At 65.2% G+C, this 16,972-nt stretch carries 13 protein-coding genes and 1 pseudogene; 8 read left to right on the plus strand and 6 right to left on the minus strand.

Annotated elements, in window-relative coordinates:
* Nucleotides 1-921: 921 nt before the first annotated feature.
* From PVE73_RS19135 to PVE73_RS19160, 6 genes are all read left to right on the plus strand, one after another.
* On the plus strand, nucleotides 922-2,574 hold the full coding sequence (locus tag PVE73_RS19135; protein ID WP_277363766.1) for an OFA family MFS transporter: 1,653 nt from the start codon (nucleotides 922-924) through the stop codon (nucleotides 2,572-2,574).
* Nucleotides 2,575-2,660: 86 nt separating this feature from the next.
* Complete coding sequence (locus tag PVE73_RS19140) at nucleotides 2,661-3,620, plus strand: LysR family transcriptional regulator (RefSeq protein WP_277363767.1); 960 nt, start codon at nucleotides 2,661-2,663, stop codon at nucleotides 3,618-3,620.
* A 216-nt stretch (nucleotides 3,621-3,836) separates the two neighbouring features.
* A complete protein-coding gene (locus PVE73_RS19145; protein WP_277363768.1) occupies nucleotides 3,837-5,090 on the plus strand; it encodes an imelysin family protein in 1,254 nt (417 codons plus the stop codon).
* 54 nt (nucleotides 5,091-5,144) lie between these two features.
* A complete protein-coding gene (locus PVE73_RS19150) occupies nucleotides 5,145-6,662 on the plus strand; it encodes a di-heme oxidoredictase family protein (protein WP_277363769.1) in 1,518 nt (505 codons plus the stop codon).
* Between the two features lie 116 nt (nucleotides 6,663-6,778).
* A complete protein-coding gene (locus tag PVE73_RS19155) occupies nucleotides 6,779-7,861 on the plus strand; it encodes an imelysin family protein (protein WP_277363770.1) in 1,083 nt (360 codons plus the stop codon).
* Nucleotides 7,842-8,948, plus strand: coding sequence for a DUF1513 domain-containing protein (locus tag PVE73_RS19160; protein WP_277363771.1), 1,107 nt, complete (start codon nucleotides 7,842-7,844; stop codon nucleotides 8,946-8,948). The genes PVE73_RS19155 and PVE73_RS19160 overlap by 20 nt, the downstream gene beginning before the upstream one ends.
* Before the next feature lie 234 nt (nucleotides 8,949-9,182).
* Here the strand turns inward: PVE73_RS19160 and PVE73_RS19165 are convergent, their stop codons facing one another.
* Nucleotides 9,183-9,767: a 2'-5' RNA ligase family protein gene (locus PVE73_RS19165; protein ID WP_277363772.1), complete on the minus strand. Its 585-nt coding sequence runs from the start codon at nucleotides 9,765-9,767 to the stop codon at nucleotides 9,183-9,185.
* Nucleotides 9,768-9,944: 177 nt separating this feature from the next.
* Here PVE73_RS19165 and PVE73_RS19170 point away from each other — a divergent pair, with 177 nt between their 5' ends.
* Nucleotides 9,945-10,319, plus strand: coding sequence for a hypothetical protein (locus PVE73_RS19170; RefSeq protein ID WP_277363773.1), 375 nt, complete (start codon nucleotides 9,945-9,947; stop codon nucleotides 10,317-10,319).
* Nucleotides 10,320-10,433: 114 nt separating this feature from the next.
* On the opposite strand, the gene PVE73_RS19175 is transcribed toward PVE73_RS19170, so the two are convergent.
* From PVE73_RS19175 to PVE73_RS19195, 5 genes are all read right to left on the minus strand, one after another.
* The gene (locus PVE73_RS19175) at nucleotides 10,434-12,347 is read right to left on the minus strand and encodes a beta-L-arabinofuranosidase domain-containing protein (protein ID WP_277363774.1); all 1,914 of its coding nucleotides are present in this window, start codon (nucleotides 12,345-12,347) and stop codon (nucleotides 10,434-10,436) included.
* 14 nt (nucleotides 12,348-12,361) lie between these two features.
* Nucleotides 12,362-13,216, minus strand: coding sequence for a carbohydrate ABC transporter permease (locus tag PVE73_RS19180; RefSeq protein ID WP_277363775.1), 855 nt, complete (start codon nucleotides 13,214-13,216; stop codon nucleotides 12,362-12,364).
* The gene (locus tag PVE73_RS19185) at nucleotides 13,213-14,139 is read right to left on the minus strand and encodes a sugar ABC transporter permease (protein ID WP_277363776.1); all 927 of its coding nucleotides are present in this window, start codon (nucleotides 14,137-14,139) and stop codon (nucleotides 13,213-13,215) included. Before PVE73_RS19185 ends, PVE73_RS19180 begins: the two co-directional genes overlap by 4 nt.
* A gap of 62 nt (nucleotides 14,140-14,201) precedes the next feature.
* The gene (locus tag PVE73_RS19190) at nucleotides 14,202-15,437 is read right to left on the minus strand and encodes a sugar ABC transporter substrate-binding protein (RefSeq protein WP_277363777.1); all 1,236 of its coding nucleotides are present in this window, start codon (nucleotides 15,435-15,437) and stop codon (nucleotides 14,202-14,204) included.
* A gap of 45 nt (nucleotides 15,438-15,482) precedes the next feature.
* Nucleotides 15,483-16,484 (minus strand): LacI family DNA-binding transcriptional regulator, encoded by a 1,002-nt coding sequence (locus PVE73_RS19195; RefSeq protein WP_277363778.1) that lies wholly within the window; start codon nucleotides 16,482-16,484, stop codon nucleotides 15,483-15,485.
* Between the two features lie 148 nt (nucleotides 16,485-16,632).
* Here PVE73_RS19195 and PVE73_RS19200 point away from each other — a divergent pair.
* A pseudogene (locus tag PVE73_RS19200) lies at nucleotides 16,633-16,971 on the plus strand (Lrp/AsnC family transcriptional regulator); the annotation flags it as partial.
* Nucleotide 16,972 lies beyond the last annotated feature (1 nt).

Here is a 16,972-nt window from a genome sequence, read left to right on the forward strand (position 1 = left end):
TCTCTGTCCAGAGGACGATGGCAATCGCATCGTGGCCAACGGAGGCGCTCAAACGGGGAGAAAATTTCCACTCCGCGGATTTTTCCTGGCGGCCAACCCTTTGCCTCTACTCGCTATTCGCTGTTTCGTCATTCGCTCATTGCACTCTTTTTCTCCCCACTCCCTCCGCCCGTTTTATTCTTTCCCCATCGCTCTCGCGGGAACCGGATGCGCACCGGGTGTTCGGGAGGGCGGCGGAAACCTCCCTCCCCAGGATCGGAACCTGGGGATCCGAGGGCCCGCGACAGGCCGGCGGTGCCGGGGCGGTGGGTGGCAGACGCCGTTTCCGGAAAACGGATGCTGGGTGAGAGACGGCATCGCGGAAACCGCGGAGAAGCCGCTAGGGTTCTCCTTCGGCCCGGCAGAAACCACCCCCTTCATTGGGTGCAGCCGGGAAGGAGAAGGGTCCGAGTGATCGGCCGAGGTCGGGACAGACTCCGGCGGGGGTGAGGAGCGGTCCGCGCAGCGGACGAAAAGCCAACGATTTGGCTTTTCGAGCGAACGAACGCCCGGAGCGAAAGCGGAGGGCCAAAGGGAGCGCCTTTTTTATTTTTGTGGCGCGAACGGTGCGCCCCGCTTCCCAAGTTCTTTGACAATGGCCAGACGCGAAAGCGGGCGTGGCGACGGTGAGGCATGGCCACTGATGCGGCGATCCCTGTTCCCGATTCCGCTTCAAGGCAGCCGCTCCAAGTGGCGGACATTTTGTCCGCCTTATACGGACATATTGTCCATAGGCTTCTCCTTTCGATCGATAAGCATTTGAAATCGTTAAGCCGGATAACTGGCATGCAGGTTGCTTGCCATGCTGCGGAGGCGGCGCGTTCAGCGCCGAACCGCAGTTGAAGAGCCGCCGGGGGTTCAGAGGCGGCAGGGAGGAAATCAATGTCCACAGCAAGCGAAACATTTTCCGCAGGGGCGGGTGCCGGCATTCTCGACCGCGAGAGGATCATCGCCAGACCCGGCTTCAACCGCTGGCTGGTCCCGCCGGCTGCCCTTGCCATCCACCTGTGCATCGGCATGGCCTACGGCTTCAGCGTCTTCTGGCTGCCGCTCACGCGCGCCATCGGCGTCGACCAGCCCGTGGTATGCGCCGACCTCAACCTGCTTACGGCGCTGTTCACCACAAGCTGCGACTGGCGCGTCTCCGATCTCGGGTGGATCTACACCCTCTTCTTCGTGCTGCTCGGCTCCGCCGCCGCCATCTGGGGCGGATGGCTGGAGCGGGCTGGCCCGCGCAAGGCCGGCGTGGTCGCCGCCTTCTGCTGGTGCGGCGGCATCGCCATCGCCGCCATCGGCGTGATGATGCACCAGCTCTGGCTGATGTGGCTCGGTGCCGGCGTGATCGGCGGAATCGGCCTGGGCCTCGGCTATATCTCGCCCGTCTCGACGCTCATCAAATGGTTCCCGGACCGGCGCGGCATGGCGACCGGCATGGCGATCATGGGCTTCGGCGGCGGCGCCATGATCGGTGCGCCCTTGGCCGACATGCTCATGAACACGTTCAGAACCGCCGATTCCGTCGGCGTGTGGCAGACCTTCCTCGTGATGGCGCTCATCTATTTCGTGTTCATGATGGGCGGGGCCTTCGGCTACCGCATCCCGCCGGCCGGCTGGCGCCCCGAAGGGTGGACGCCGCCCGTGAAGAACCAGAAGGCGATGATCACCACGCGTCACGTGCATCTGCGCGACGCCCACAAGACCAAGCAGTTCTGGCTGATCTGGGCCGTGCTGACGCTCAACGTGTCGGCGGGCATCGGCGTCATCGGCATGGCCTCGCCCATGCTGCAGGAGATCTTCGGCGGACGGCTCATCGGCCTGCCCGAGCTTTCCTTCAACGAACTCGACGCCTCGCAGAAGACGGCGATCGCGGCGATCGCGGCCGGCTTCGCCGGGCTCCTGTCGCTCTTCAATATCGGCGGGCGCTTCTTCTGGGCCTCCCTGTCCGACAAGATCGGGCGGAAGAACACCTACTACACTTTCTTCATTCTCGGCATCGTGCTTTACGCGCTTGCCCCGACGGCCGCCCATCTGGGCAGCCAGGTCGCCTTCGTGCTGATGTTCGGCATCATTCTCTCCATGTATGGCGGCGGTTTCGCCACCATCCCCGCGTATCTCGCCGACATCTTCGGCACGCAGTTCGTGGGCGCCATCCACGGGCGGCTGCTCACGGCCTGGGCGACCGCCGGCATCATCGGCCCGGTGGTGGTGAACTACATCCGCGAGTTCCAGCTCAATGCCGGCATTCCGCGCGAGCAGGTCTACGATTTCACCATGTATATCCTCGCCGGCATGCTGGTGCTGGGCCTGATCGCCAATGCCATGGTCAAGCCGCTCCCGGAGAAGTGGTACATGTCCGACGAAGAAGTGGCGAAGCTGCAGGCCAAATCCGCCGCGGCCAGCGAGGGTCCGACGGGCTCCTTCGGCATCGGCAAGGGCGGCTTCGACGCCAAGGCACTCGCCGCCTGGGCCGTGGTCGGCATTCCCATCCTCTGGGGCGTGTGGATCACCCTGCAGAAGACAGCAGCACTGTTCTGATACCGAAGCCCTCCGGCGCGAACACCACCGCCGGAGGGCTCGCTGTCACGCGTGCACACGACGGCTGATCCAGCGGAGACAGGGCCGTGCTCATCGAACGCCTGGAATTCTTTCTCGCGCTTGCCCGGCAGAGGCATTTCGGGCGCGCCGCCGAGGAGTGCGGCGTTACCCAGCCGACCTTCTCCGCGGCCATTAAGCAGCTCGAGGACGCGCTGGGCGTGATGCTCGTGCAGCGCGGCTCCCGCTTCCTCGGTCTCACCGCGGAAGGCGAGCAGGTGCTGGGCTGGGCGCGCCGCATCGTCTCCGACGCGCATGCGATGAAGGAGGAGATGCGCGCTGCACGCCGCGGGCTCTCCGGACGCATCCGGCTCGCGGTCATCCCGACCGCACTGCCCATGGTGGCCAGCCTCACCACGCCTTTCCGCCTGAAGCACCCGGACGTCACCTTCTCGGTGCTCTCGCGAACCTCCGTCGACGTGCTTTCGGCGCTCGGCAATTTCGATGTGGATGCCGGCATCACCTATCTCGACAACGAGCCCCTGGGCAACGTCTCCTCGGTGCCGCTCTACACCGAGCGCTATCGGCTGATTACCGCGCGCGGCAATCCGCTGGCGGAGGAGAAGCAGGTCACCTGGACGGAAGTGGCAAAGCTGCCGCTCTGCCTGCTGACGCCGGACATGCAGAACCGCCGGATCATCGACCAGCATCTGGCGGAAGCTGGTGCGCACCTGCGCCCGACACTCGAATCCAACTCGATGACCGTCCTCTTCTCCCATGTTCGCACCGGCAAGTGGTCGTCCATCATGCCGCTCAACCTGGCGCAGACCTTCGGGTTCTCAGAGCCGATCCGCGCGATCCCCATCGTGGAACCGGACGTGCTGCACATGGTGGGCCTCGTCACCACCCGCCGTGAACCGCACACGCCGCTCGTCTCCGCGCTGCTGGCGGAGGCATCCCAGATCGGACGAGACGGCTCCTCCGAGCCCACCGAGACGGACGCGGGCGGGCAGGAACGCCCAAAGGCCCTGCCCAGCCTTTCCGGCTAGAGCCAGGAAAGCCGCCCTCGCCGGAATGCGCGGGTGGTCCGGCAGAACCATTCTCCGGCGTGAAGTGATGCTCCGCATCGTAGATGTCCGCCGCCAGCACCTTCCACAACCGCCATTCGCATGCGCAGCCGCTAAACAGGATTGAAACACTCCACTATTTTCGGGTAGGCTTGGCCCGCCTAACTTCCTGTCATCGCCAGCCTGGGGGATTTTTCGATGAAGCTTTCCATTGCCATTGCCGCGGCGGCACTCGGCATTTCCGCCGCGCAGGCTGAGGAGCCGCAGGCCGTCCTGACGACCTATGCGGACATCGCTCTTGCAGGCTACGAGGACAGCCTCGAGACGGCGCGCTCGCTCAAGAGCGCGGTCGACGCGCTCGTCGCCGAGCCGTCTGAAGAAACACTCACGGCTGCGCGCGAGGCGTGGCTTGCCGCGCGCGTGCCCTACCAGCAGACCGAGGCCTACCGTTTCGGCAATGCCATCGTCGACGAATGGGAAGGGCGGGTGAACGCCTGGCCGCTCGACGAGGGGCTGATCGACTATGTGGATGTAAGCTACGGCACCGAGTCCGACATAAATGCCTTCTATACGGTCAATGTGATCGCCAACGACACGGTGAGCGCCGGGGGCGAGACCGTCGACGCGGCCACCATCACGCCGGATCTCATCCGCTCCCTGCACGAAATGGGCGGCATCGAGGCCAATGTCGCGACCGGCTACCACGCCATCGAGTTCCTGCTGTGGGGGCAGGACCTGAACGGCACCGGCCCCGGCGCCGGCGACCGCCCCTACACGGATTTCGACCCGGCGAACTGCACCGGCGGCAATTGCGAACGCCGCACCCAATATCTGACGGCGGCGGCCGACCTCCTGGTCTCGGACATCGAGGAGATGGTGGCCAACTGGAAGGAGGGTGGCGAGGCGCGCCAATCGCTGATCGAGGGCGACCCCAATGCAGGTTTGACAGCCATACTGACGGGCCTCGGCTCACTTTCCTATGGCGAACTCGCCGGCGAACGCATGAAGCTCGGCCTCCTGCTCAACGACCCGGAGGAGGAGCACGACTGCTTCTCCGACAACACCTACAACAGTCACTTCTATGACATTCAGGGCATCAACAATGTCTATTTCGGCCGCTATGAGCGGGTAGGCCGCGAAACCGTCGAGGGCCCGAGCCTCGCCTCGCTGGTGCGCGAGAAGGACCCCGCGCTCGCCGATGAGATGGAAGCCAAGCTTGCCGCCACCTACGCGGCGGCGGAGGCGCTGAAGACGCGCGGAGAGACGGTCGAGGCCTATGACCAGATGATCGGCGAGGGCAATGCGGAAGGCAACGCAGCGGTGCAGGCGGTGATCGACGGGCTGGTCGACCAGACCCGCTCGCTGGAACGCGTGATCGCGGCGCTCGACCTCTCCGGCGTGTCGATCGAGGGTTCGGACAGCCTGGACAATCCCGACGCCGTCTTCCAATAAGACGGACCAGGCTGCTGCCGGATCGGCCGCAGCCTTTCGGCTTTCGGCGATCTGATGCATCTGCTTGTTCGTATGTCAGTGCCTCTCGCGGCGGCGGTTCTCACCGCCGCCTTTGCCGTTCAGGCCAAGGTCGCGAAACCGCGCGGCGATCTCAGTCCGCGCGACCGGGCGCGGGTGGAAAAGGTCACGCGACCTGCGACGGATTTCACCGAAGCTGAACGCTTCGAGAGGATGCAGGCGGGAGCCGCCACCACGACAAAGAGCCTCAACGCCGACATCTTCTCCCACCCCTCGGCCAATCTGGAATTCGACGGGCAGGAGCGTTTCCTGCTCGGCAACGGGCTCTTCCGCAAGGACTGGGTCTCGGCCCCCTCCTCCACCCAGGCCTCGGACGGGCTCGGGCCCCTGTTCAATGCGCGTGCCTGCCAGTCCTGCCATATCAAGGACGGCCGCGGCCATGCGCCCGCGAAAGCCGGCGATCCGGCGACCTCGCTGCTCGTGCGGCTTTCCGTACCTCCCACGCAGGAGCAGGAAAAGGCGATCCTCGCAGGCTATCTCTCCAGCGTCGGTGAGCCCACCTATGGCGGCCAGATGCAGGATTTCGCGGCCGCGGGCCTGCCCGGGGAAGGGCACGTGCGCATCGACTACGAGGATGTGCTCGTGCGGCTTTCGGGCGGCGAGACGGTGCATCTGCGCAAACCCATGCTTTCCATTGAAAATCTCGGCTATGGCCCGTTGCAGCCGGACGCCATGCTTTCGGCACGCGTCGCCCCGCAGATGATCGGGTTGGGCCTGCTGGAAGCGGTGGACGAAGGCGACGTCCTCGCCCGCGAGGACCCCGACGACGCCGACGGCGACGGCATCTCCGGACGGGCGCGCTGGGTGCGCGACGAGGCGGGTGAATGGAAGCTCGGCCGTTTCGGCTGGAAGGGCAATGCCGCGAGCATCAAGCAGCAATCGGCGGATGCCTTCTCGCACGATATGGGGCTTTCCACACCGCTCGCACCCGACCACTGGGGCGAGTGTACGGAGGCGCAAACGGCCTGCCGCGCCATGCCACATGGCGCCCAGCCACGGCTGGGCGAGCAGGAGGTGCCGGGCGACCTTCTCGACCTCGTCACGTTCTATTCGCAGAATCTCGCCGTGCCCGTCCGGCGCGACATCGAGGATCCGGCCGTGCTTGCGGGCAAGAAGGCTTTCTACGAGGCCGGCTGCGCCGGCTGCCACACGCCCAAATATGTGACACGGCGCGATGCCGCGGTGCCCGCCCTCGCCTTCCAGCTCATCTGGCCCTACACTGACCTGCTGCTGCACGACATGGGCGACGGCCTTGCCGACAACCGGCCCGAAGGCACAGCGACAGGAAGGGAATGGCGCACGCCGCCGCTGTGGGGCATCGGCCTTGCCAAGACGGTGAACGGCGAGGCGACCTTCCTGCATGACGGCCGCGCGCGCACCCTTCTGGAAGCCATCCTCTGGCATGGCGGCGAAGCCGAAGCCGCGCGGGAGAAGGTGGTGGAAATGGAAAAGGCCGAGCGCGACAATCTCATCCGCTTCCTGGAGTCGCTGTAATGGCTGAATGCTTTTCCATACCCGGCCGCCTTGGATGGCACTCTTCCACACCCCCCTCTGGCCTGCCGGCCCGATCTCCCCCCTTGAGGGGGAGATGGCCGGCAGGCCAGAGGGGGGTGAAAAGAGCGAAGGCATTCATCCTCGCTGCCCACATCCTTTCCTCCCTCCCCGCCGCCGCCCAGGACACCGCACGCATCCCCGCCGACATCGGCGCACGCGTGGCGGAGGAGTATGTGATCCCTAGTCTTGCCGGTTTCTCCAGCACGGCAGGCGAGCTTCGGAACGAAATGGAGGCGCTTTGCGCCGACCCCGGCCAAGCCGCCTTGGAAGAGGCTCGCACCGCCTTTGCCGCGACCATCAAGGCCTGGGGGGCAGTGTCGGTCCTGCGCTTCGGCCCGCTCGTGGAGGAAAACCGGTTCGAGCATCTGTTCTTCTGGCCGGACGTGCGCGGCGTGACGCTGCGCCAGGTGCAGGGTGTGCTCGCACAGAAGGACGAACAGGCCGCCCTGCCCGACGGCCTCAAGCAGAAGAGCGTCGCGGTGCAGGGCTTGCCGGCGCTCGAATTCGTGCTCTACGGATCGGGCTCGGAGGCGCTCGCCTCGGGTGACGAGAGTTATCGCTGCCGCTACGGCGCGGCCATCACTGCCAATGTGGCGGATCGTGCAGGGAATATCGCCGCCGCCTGGGCGCCGGGCGCTCCCTTCCACACCGCGTTCACGCAGCCTGCTCCAGACAACGCAGCCTACCGCTCGCCGGACGAAGTGGCCGGCGAAGTGGTCAAGGCGCTCGGCACCGCGCTGCAATTCGTCCGCGACGCGGAGATTCTGCCGGCGCTGGGCGACAGTATCGAGAAAGCGAATGGCCGGCGCGCCCCGTTCCGGCGCTCCGACCTCTCTTTCGAGTTCATTGGCTCCCAGGCCGAAGGCGTCATCGGACTCCTCCGGGCGGCGGGCTTCGAGACCGAATTGGACGGGAACGGCCGGGGCATCGTCAATTCGCTCCTGTTCGACCTGACGCATGCGCGCGATGCCATCGCGGCTGTGAATGCTCCGGCCGAGACCGCATTTGCCGCGGAAGAAGACCGCAGCCGCATCTCCTATGCTGCGGTGGCGCTGCAGGGCGCCAACCGCACGCTGGGCGAGCAGCTTTCCGCCGTCATCGGACTGACGATGGGGTTCAATGCGCTCGACGGCGATTGATCGAAGGACATTCCTCGCGCTCGCGGGCGGCGCGCTCTTCGCGCCGGCGACTGCCGGCGCGGCCGAGGAAGCGCTCTTCCTCGGTGCGCGGCTCAACGGCGCCAGCTACGAAGCCGCGGTGATGGACGAGCAGGGACGCGACCGGCTCGTGCTGCCGCTCGAAGCCCGCGGGCATTCCTTCGCGATAGACGCGCCGCGCCGCCGGGCCGTGGCCTTCGCGCGCTCGCCCGGCCGCTTCGCGGTCGCCTTCGACGTGGACGGCGGGACGGAGCCGCTCGCCATTGCCTCCATGCCCGGACGTCATTTCTTCGGCCATGGCGTCTTCACGCCGGACGGCAAGCTGATGCTTGCCACGGAAAACGATTTGGATGGCGGGCGGGGCGTCATGGGCATCTACGACGCCACGGACGCGTTCCGCCGCATCGGCGAGTTTCCGACAGAGGGCGTCGGGCCGCACGAGGCCGTGCTTCTGCGCGACGGGAAAACGCTCTGCATCGCCAATGGCGGCATTCTCACCCATCCCGATTATGGGGGCGCAAAGCTCAACCTCGCCACCATGGCGCCGAACCTCACCTATGTCGACGTCGCCTCCGGCAATGCGATGGAGAAGGTCTCGCTCGCGCCGGAGCTTCACCAGCTCTCGATCCGCCACATGGCGATCGACCGCGCCGGCCATGTCTGGTTCGGCTGCCAGTACGAGGGCCCGGCCTCCGACCGGCCGCCGCTCGTGGGCCGGCACCGACGCGGGCGCGAAATCGAGCTTTTCCCGGGCCCCAGGGAAATCCTGCACGGGCTGCGCAACTATGTGGGCTCGGTAGCGATCGATGCCTCCGGAAGCGTTCTCGCAACCTCCAGCCCGCATGGCGGGCTCATCGCCTTCTGGGACACGGCGACGGGCCGCTCGCTCGGACAGCAGCCGCTCGCGGACGGCTGCGGCGTGGCGCCCGCGGCGGCCGAGACGGTGCTCGCCACCAGCGGGCGCGGCGCGATCGTCATGGCCGGCCCCGCCGGCTCGAACCCCATCCGCGACGAGGGCGCGGGTCAGCCCGCCTGGGACAACCACCTGCGCCGGCTCTGGTCATATTAACGGCCCTACTTCAACCGCCTTGCCGGCTGAACCGTTGAGGCATGGATCCTCGGGTCAAGCCCGAGATGACGAAGTGGAGAGGTCTCCGCAAATCTCGAACGGTGGTGGTTGGCAGAAAGCCCATGCCGTCGTCATCCTCGGGCTTGACCCGAGGATCCATGCCTGAACATCGACACGCTACCACCGGTCAAGAGTTAAGACCTTTGGTATAGCCGCCGCCCCCATCTCCGCACCTCACCCCCGAAGCGGCCAGCGCCCCAACACATCATATTCCGAGAGCCAAAGCTTGCTGTGAACCAGGGCAAAATCCCGCGCCGTAAAGCGGATCGGCTCGATCGCCTGCGCGGGAACGCCTTCCCCGTAGAAGAGCGTCATATGCGGCGTAAGACGGTCCGACGCGCGCAAGCCGTTCTTCCGCTGGGCTTCGGCGAGCGCCTGATGGAGTTTTGTCAGCCCCTCCCCTTCGCCCAGCAGAACCAGCGGCCGCTCCTTCTTTCGCGGCGGCGCCGCAAAGCTCACGATAGACCGGAAGGTGATATCGAATGGCGGGATGAAGACCACCTTGGCCGCCTGCGTCGCCGCATAGACGATTGTGCTGCGCAGCTTCCTGTAGTCGCCAAGATGGTGCAGGGAGATGTGCAGCCGCGCCCGTCGCAGCCGCTTGCCCGCAAGGGAGTGCTCGCGGATGAAGCGGCTCCCGAACCGGTCGACCTCGACGGCGGTGACGGGATCCGGGAAGAGCATGAAGATCAGCCTCTCCGCCAATTTGGGTCTTGGCGGCAGGGGCTCCATGAAATCGAAAGCGTATTGGGCATACATACGCAAACTCCACATGCACGCATGCATCCTTTTAGAACAAATAGTGAACATTTGCAAGGTGGATTCTTCACCCGAGATGATTGCGCCCCTTCGCGCCCCCTCTGGCCTGCCGGCCATCGAGCCGAAGCTCGACGCCGGTCCCGCATCACCCTATCTGCGTGGAAGCGAGGAGAACCCATGCCGAGCGCAACCTACAGGCTTTTCGCCGAGGCCATGCGGGACCGCAAGCAGGTCATCTGCACCTATGGCGGCTATTCGCGCGAGATCTGCCCGATCATCCTCGGCCATAGCGACGGCAAGGAGAAGGCGCTGGTGTTCCAGTTCGGCGGAGGGAGCAGTAGCGGCCTACCGCCTCGGAGGAATTGGAAATGCCTGGAACTTGCCAAGGTCAGAAATGCGCGCCTTCGCGACGGCCCCTGGCATGCGGGCTCCAGCCATCGGCAGTCGCAAAGCTGCGTCAAGGACGTGGATCTCGATGTGAATCCTGCCAGTCCCTACAAGCCGAGAAGGCGGTTTGGAGCCGGCGTTTTCAATGGAATGAAGTCGGAATAGCTTATTGAGTGGGCCGGAAATTTTTGAAAGCCGCGCCCTTCGCACCCCTTTCCTCCTGAGCTTGTCGAAGCGCGGACAGGGGTGCGAAGGGACTCCATTCCGGGGACAGCCGCCTCACCCGTTGCGCATCCAGACGAGCATTTCGCCGGGCGCACGGTTGTCCCAGAGGTGATAGGGGACGAGCACCGCGCGGTCCTTTTGCCGCTCGGGCGGGGTTTCGCGATAGAGCCCCTCGCCCCAACCTTCAGCCGTCTCGCGCAAAGCAGGCAGTTCGATCGCCACCGCACCGGGAATATCGGGCATGGCCTTCTCACGAGCCTCTTCCTGCCCGTCCAGAATGATGGAATTGAGGCCCGGCCCGTTGTCCACGGCCTCCGCGCAGTAGACAAGAGGGCCGCGCATGACGGCCACGCGACCGGCATCCTGCCGCACGCGGGGATCGGCCCAGACCGCGCGGGCGGCAAGCGGCAGGTGAAGCTCCAGCCGGTCGCCATCCCGCCATTCCCGCTCGATGCGGGCATAGCCATGGGAGATCAGTTGGGAGAGGTCGACAGCCCTGCCATTGACCGCAAGCGTCGCGCCCTTCGCCCAGCCGGGAATGCGCAGCGAAAGCGCGAAGCGCGCGGGCCGGTCGAGCGAAAGGCCGATGCCGACCGCGCCCTGCCAGGGATAGTTCGTCTTCTGGGTGAGCTTCACCCTGGCGCCGCCGAGTGTGGCTTCCGCCACGCTTTCGCAATAGAGATGCACCGCGATCTCGTCGTCCGCCACGCCGTACATGTACGCGCCGAGGGAGGCGACCAGGCGGGCGATGTTGGGCGGGCAGCAGGGGCAGTGGTGCCAAGTCCAGCGGTGGTGCCTGCCCGCGCTTTCCAGCGGGTTTTCGTAAAAGAAGGTCTGGCCGTCGAGCGAAAGCCCGGAGAGCGCGCCGTTGTAGAGCGCCTGCTCCATGATGTCGGCGTAGCGGCGATCCGGCCCGCGGCCGAGCATGCGGCTCGCCCAGAAGACGAGGCCGACCGAGGCGCAGGTCTCGGCATAAGCGCTCTCGTTGGGCAGGTCGTAATAGTCGGTGAAGCCCTCGTTGGAGGCGGCCGGGCCGATGCCGCCGGTGACGTACATCTGCTTGTCGGCGAGGTCGCTCCAGAGTGCCTCCAGCGCCGTCGTCAGCGTGTCGTCCTTGTACTCCGTGGCGATGTCGGCCATGCCCGAATAGAGATACATGGCGCGCACCGCATGGCCCACCACCTTGCGCTGCTCGCGCACGGGCATGTGTGCCTGGCCGTATTCATAGGTGCCGAAGACGAAGTCCTTCGGGTCGCGGCCATCCCTCAGCGCTTCCTCGGTGAAGAAATGCGGCTCCCGCCCGCGCTCGTCGATGAAGAATTTCGCCAGATCCAAGTATTTGCGCTCCCCCGTCACGCGGGCGAGCTTCACCAGCGCCAGCTCGATCTCTTCATGGCCGCAATAGCCGGGCAGTTGCCCCGGCCCGTGGCCGAAGACGGTGATCATGTGGTCCGCATAGCGGCAGACGATGTCGAACAGCTTGCGCTTGCCGGTCGCCTGGTAGTAGGCGACCGCCGCCTCCATCAAGTGCCCGGCGCAATAGAGCTCGTGCGTGTCGCGCAGGTTGGTCCAGCGCCGGCCGGGCTCGATGCGCTGGAACCAGGAATTGAGATAGCCATCCGGCGCCTGCAGCCTCTCATACATGTCGACGATCTCGTCGACGCGCGCCTCCAGCTTCGGGTTGGGCTTGCGGTAGAGCGAATAGGCGATGGTCTCGATCGACTTGCCGAGGTCGCTGTCCCAGAACATCTGCGTGGAAACGAGCCCGCTGTGGCGGGGGATGACGATGCCGGGGCTCGGCTTCCTCACGTCGATCTGGTCGAGCATGCCCGCCTCCACACAGCGGTCGAGCAGCGTTTCGGCGGTATGGTCGCACACCGCCTCCTGGCGGTCGCCCCAGAAGCCGGAAACCTTCACGTTGGGGACGGGGAGCGGCCGGAACTGGCGGCCGCGGTTCGGTTCGGACATGCGAGACACCCTCTCTATTTCACCGCGCCGGCCATCAGCCCGCGCATGTAGTAGCGTTGCAGGAGAAGGAAGACGATCAGGCAGGGGATGGTCATGACCATCACGCCCGCCTGCACCGCGCCCCAGTTGATGGCGCCGAGCCGGCCTGCGCGCACCGCAGTCATCAGGACGGGCAGCGTGTATTTGTCGTTGCTCGACAGAAGCACAAGGGCGGCCAGGAACTCGTTCCAGGCATTGAGGAAGGCGAAGATAGCCACCGTCGCGACCCCCGGCATGACGAGCGGCATCAGGATCGATGCGAGCAGGCGGAAGTCGGTCGCGCCATCCACGCGGGCCGCCTCCTCGATCTCCTGGGGCACGGCATCGAAGGCGTTGCGCATCATGAAAACGGAGAAGGGAAGCTGCAAAGTCACGTAGACGAGCATCAGCCCCACCAGCGAATTGTTGAGCCCGAGCTTTGCCAGGATGATGAAGAGCGGCGTGAGGATCGACTGGAACGGGATCATCAGCGTGGCGATGACGAGAATGAAAAGCGCGTTCTTGAGCGGGAAGCGGTAGCGGGAGAAGCCGTAGCCCGCAAGCACGCTGACGAACACCGTCAGCACCACCGTGCCTGCCGAAACGAGCAGGGAATTGGCCATGTGCTGCCAGATGCCCGCGCCGAAACTGTCGAGCGTCCGGTAGGTGTCGAAGCTGATGCCCGTCGTGGGCCAGGGTGGCAGCGGCGGCTGCTGCGCCTCCGGCCCCGGCCGCAGCGAGGCGAGAAACGCCCAGAAAAATGGCGCCAGGAAGAAAAAGGCCGCACCGAGACCGAAGGCGTGATAGAGCGCCGCGCCCCAAGCCCGCTTGCTCTGTCCCGCCGCCGTCACGACCGGTCCTCCCCGACGCGGAGTAGCTTGAGCTGCACGAGGCTCAAGGCGACCAGAATCAGGAGCAGCACGATCGAGAGCGCGGAACCGTAGCCCAGCCGGAAGGAGACGAAGGACTGATTGAAGATATAGTAGACGACCGAGATCATCCGGTTCTGCGGGCCGCCGCTCGTCATGATGTAGAACTGGTCGAAGGCGAGGATGGAGCCTGTCACGGACAGCATCAGCGCCAGCGCGATGGTCCGCCGCATGAGCGGCAGCGTGAGAAGGCGGAAGCGCTGCCACCAGTTGGCGCCGTCGATCTTCGCCGCTTCGGTGAGTTCTCCGGGGATGCTTTGCAGGCCCGTCAGCAGGATGATCATGGTGAAGCCAGCGATCTTCCACACCACCATGACGATGACGACCGCAAAGGCCGTGTCGAAGTCCGCGAGCAGGTTGAGCTTGCGTTCCGTGAGGCCGAGCGCCCTGAGCGCCGGGCCGAACAGGCCGCTGTCCACATTGGCGAGCCACACCCATAAAAGGGAGGCCGTAGCGAGCCCGACCACGACGGGCAGAAAGAACACGGTCCTGTAGGTGGACACGAAAGGCCTGTGCCGCTCGACGAAGAGGGCGAGCGGGAAGGCCACGGCGAAGATCGCGATCGTCACCACCAGCGTGTAACGCGCAGTGAAGCCGAGTGCGGCCATGAAGCGCCGGTCGCCCAGCATCCGCGCGTAATTGTCGAGGCCGATCCATTTCGGCGCACCCATCAGCGGCCAGTCGTGCAGGCTCATCCAGATGGTCATGAGCACCGGCAGCACGAAGAAGATGCCGACGAGCAGGATGGCCGGCGCGATGTAGAGAAGCCCCTTCCATTCCGCCGCGCTCACGAGGCGGCGGCTGGTGCGGACACTGGAGGCCGTGGTGAATGCGGTGCTGGCCATCGGTGCTCGATCCCGATCGTTGATGGAAGATGCCGGGCAGCGAGTTGCCCGGCATCCTTGCTTCAGCGGGCGTTGTCGATGATCGACTGCATCTCGGCTCCGGCATTCTCGAAGGCGGCATCGACATCCTCGCCGTAGATCGCGGCGTTGATGAAGGTGGCCCACGGCCCGTTCGCGCTGTTGATCAGGTCGTTGAAGAGCAGCGTGTAGGGCGTCTTGGCCACCGCAATGGCATCGACCGCCACTTTCAGGCGCGGGTCGAGCCCCTCCAACACTTCGTCGGCGATGTCCGACCGGCTCGGCAGGCTGCCGCGCTCGGCCAGGATCTTCTGGCCCTCCGGCGAATAGCTGAACTCGATGAACTCCTTCACCGCGTCGAGCTTCTCCGTGCCCTTGGTCACGACGATGTTGTCGCCGCCGGCGAAAGAGGACTTGCCGCCCTCGATGCCGGGGATCATCGTCACGCCGAAATCGATCTCCGGGTGGTCGTTGATCAGCGAGCCGATCTGAAAGGCGCCCAGGCTCTGGTGGCCGATCCTGTTGTTGTTGAAGGTCAGGAAGTTCACGCCGTTGTCGCTCGCCGCACTCTCCGGCACCAGGCCCTTTTCCACCATCGAGCGGTACTTCGCCACCGCCGCACGCATCTGCGGCGTGTCCAGCGTGGCGGTCTGGCCGTCCTCGGAGAGGATATCGGCGCCCGAAGCCCAGACCAGCGGCGTGAAGGTGAAGATCATGCACCCGCCGCAGCCACCGCCGGAGAAATAGAACCCGTAGATGTCGTCGCCGAGCGCGTTAATCTTCTCGGCGTTGGCTTCGATCTCGTCCCAGTTCTCCGGCGCCTTTTCGGGATCGAGGCCCGCTTCCCGGTAGAGGTTCTTGTTCCAGGCAAGGACCGAGGTCTCGACCAGCAGCGGCAGCCCGTAGATTCGGTCCTCATAAGTGCCCAGCTTCACATGCGACGGCGAAAGAGCGTTGAAGTAAGGCAGCGCCTTCGCCCAGTCCGTCAGATCCTCGAGCTGCCCCGCCGCGGCGAAGGCAGGCGTGTAGATCAGGTCGAGCGAGAGCGCATCGGGCGCCTGGCCGCCAGCGATCGCCGTGGCGTATTTCTGCACCATCTCGGCGAAGGGCACTTCCGTGACCTCCACCTTGTTCTCGTGGCTCGCATTGTAGGCGGCTACCATATCGGTGAAGGCGGTGCCGATGCCGGTGCGCACCCACATATTGATCGTCTCCTGCGCCGAGGCGCCGGAAACCAGGCAGAGCGTCGCAACGCTCGCGGACAAAAGACGTTTGAGCATTTTTACTCCTCCCAAATGGGCCAACACGCCGGCCCTTTAGCGCTGCTATATGCGGAGACCACCCCCGCACGATTCCCTTACGACAAGCTGGCACGGCAGTTTGCGAATGCCGGGCTCGGCCGGCCTGCCCTCCGCCAGGGCCAGCACCGTCAGGCCGGCTTCCCGGCCCAACGCCTTCAAGTTCATGTCGACCGTCGTGAGCGGCGGACGCGTGATAGAGGCCACGATCTCCCAATTGTCGAAACCCACAACGGAAACGTCACGAGGGACCTCGATGCCCCTCTCCCTGAGCGCATCCACCACGCCGCGCGCGATCTGATCGTTGCCGCAGAAGATACCGTCCGGCATCTCGCCGCCCGCCGACCACAGCCGGTCGACGGCCGCATGGCCCCAAAGCTCGGACCATTCGCCGTGGAGCACCTCAGCCCCCTCACCCACGAGGCGGCGATAGGCTTCCGCGCGCAGGCCGACCGAAGCAAAGCTTTCCGGGCCGGTGACATGGACGATGCGCTTGCGCCCAAGCCGCATCAACCAGTCTACGGCTTCGCGCGCGCCCTGAAAATCGTCCGATGTCAGGGTGACGCTGCCCGCCGGCCCTTGCGTGAAGGCGTAGACCACCGGCACCGGCAAGTTGGAAAGATCGACGGGCAGGCACCGGTCGATGCGCTTGCCCGAAGCGATGATGCCGTCCACCTGTTTGTCGAGCATGGCGTCCACATGCACCGCACCCAGCGCCGGATCGTCTTCGATGGCGCACAGGAAGACAGACACGCCGTAGTCGATCAGGGCTTCTGAAATGCCGGCCATCACCGGCAGGGTGAAACGGCCGTAGGTATCGTTGGTGAGCAGACCCACGGTGAAGCTGCGGTTGCTGAGAAGCCCGCGGGCCATGGCGTTGGGACGGAAGCCGAGTTCGACCGCTATCCGCTTCACCCGCTCACGTGTCTCGACGGTCATCCGCCCGGTGCCGTTGAGCGCACGAGAGGCGGTGGCGATGCTGACGCCGGCCGCAGACGCAACGTCGTAGATACGCGTCCTCCCGGCCATCCGACATCCTCCCGACACATCGATTGAGAAAAGGTTTTCTCACGTTGGTAAAACCTTTTCTCAGAATGGACGCGAAGTCAAGTCCCGGTCGAGACGGCAGAGGCGATTCCCGAACGGCGGGAATATCACCCCTCTTCATCGCCTTCTGGTGCGCAACCGCATGGAGCGGCTGGAACGCGAGGGTGCCATTCTCGGCTATACGGTGATCCTGCGCGCCGATGCGGTCGAACTGCCGGTGCGCGGCATCATGATGATCGAGATCGAAGGACATGTGACCGACCGCGTCATCAAGGCGCTGGGCGGCTTTCCGGAGGTTTCCAGCATCCACACCACCAATGGCCGTTGGGACCTGATCGTGGAACTGGCGACTGCCACGCTCACCGATTTCGACAGTGTCCTGCGGCGCATCCGTCTCGTCCCGGGCATCACCGGGAGCGAGACCAGCCTCCTGCTGGCTACACCGCGCAGCACCCGCGCGAAGCTCTGAA

Source organism: Chelativorans sp. AA-79, from assembly GCF_029457495.1.
GTDB lineage: Bacteria > Pseudomonadota > Alphaproteobacteria > Rhizobiales > Rhizobiaceae > Chelativorans.

Bases quoted from the DNA above. Each gene is read 5' to 3' on its own strand.
- PVE73_RS19190 (WP_277363777.1), bottom strand. From the start codon at position 15,437: ATGCTCAAACGTCTTTTGTCCGCGAGCGTTGCGACGCTCTGCCTGGTT.
- PVE73_RS19165 (WP_277363772.1), bottom strand. From the start codon at position 9,767: ATGTATGCCCAATACGCTTTCGATTTCATGGAGCCCCTGCCGCCAAGA.
- PVE73_RS19135 (WP_277363766.1), top strand. From the start codon at position 922: ATGTCCACAGCAAGCGAAACATTTTCCGCAGGGGCGGGTGCCGGCATT.
- PVE73_RS19175 (WP_277363774.1), bottom strand. From the start codon at position 12,347: ATGTCCGAACCGAACCGCGGCCGCCAGTTCCGGCCGCTCCCCGTCCCC.
- PVE73_RS19160 (WP_277363771.1), top strand. From the start codon at position 7,842: ATGCGCTCGACGGCGATTGATCGAAGGACATTCCTCGCGCTCGCGGGC.
- PVE73_RS19150 (WP_277363769.1), top strand. From the start codon at position 5,145: ATGCATCTGCTTGTTCGTATGTCAGTGCCTCTCGCGGCGGCGGTTCTC.
- PVE73_RS19145 (WP_277363768.1), top strand. From the start codon at position 3,837: ATGAAGCTTTCCATTGCCATTGCCGCGGCGGCACTCGGCATTTCCGCC.
- PVE73_RS19170 (WP_277363773.1), top strand. From the start codon at position 9,945: ATGCCGAGCGCAACCTACAGGCTTTTCGCCGAGGCCATGCGGGACCGC.
- PVE73_RS19185 (WP_277363776.1), bottom strand. From the start codon at position 14,139: ATGGCCAGCACCGCATTCACCACGGCCTCCAGTGTCCGCACCAGCCGC.
- PVE73_RS19195 (WP_277363778.1), bottom strand. From the start codon at position 16,484: ATGGCCGGGAGGACGCGTATCTACGACGTTGCGTCTGCGGCCGGCGTC.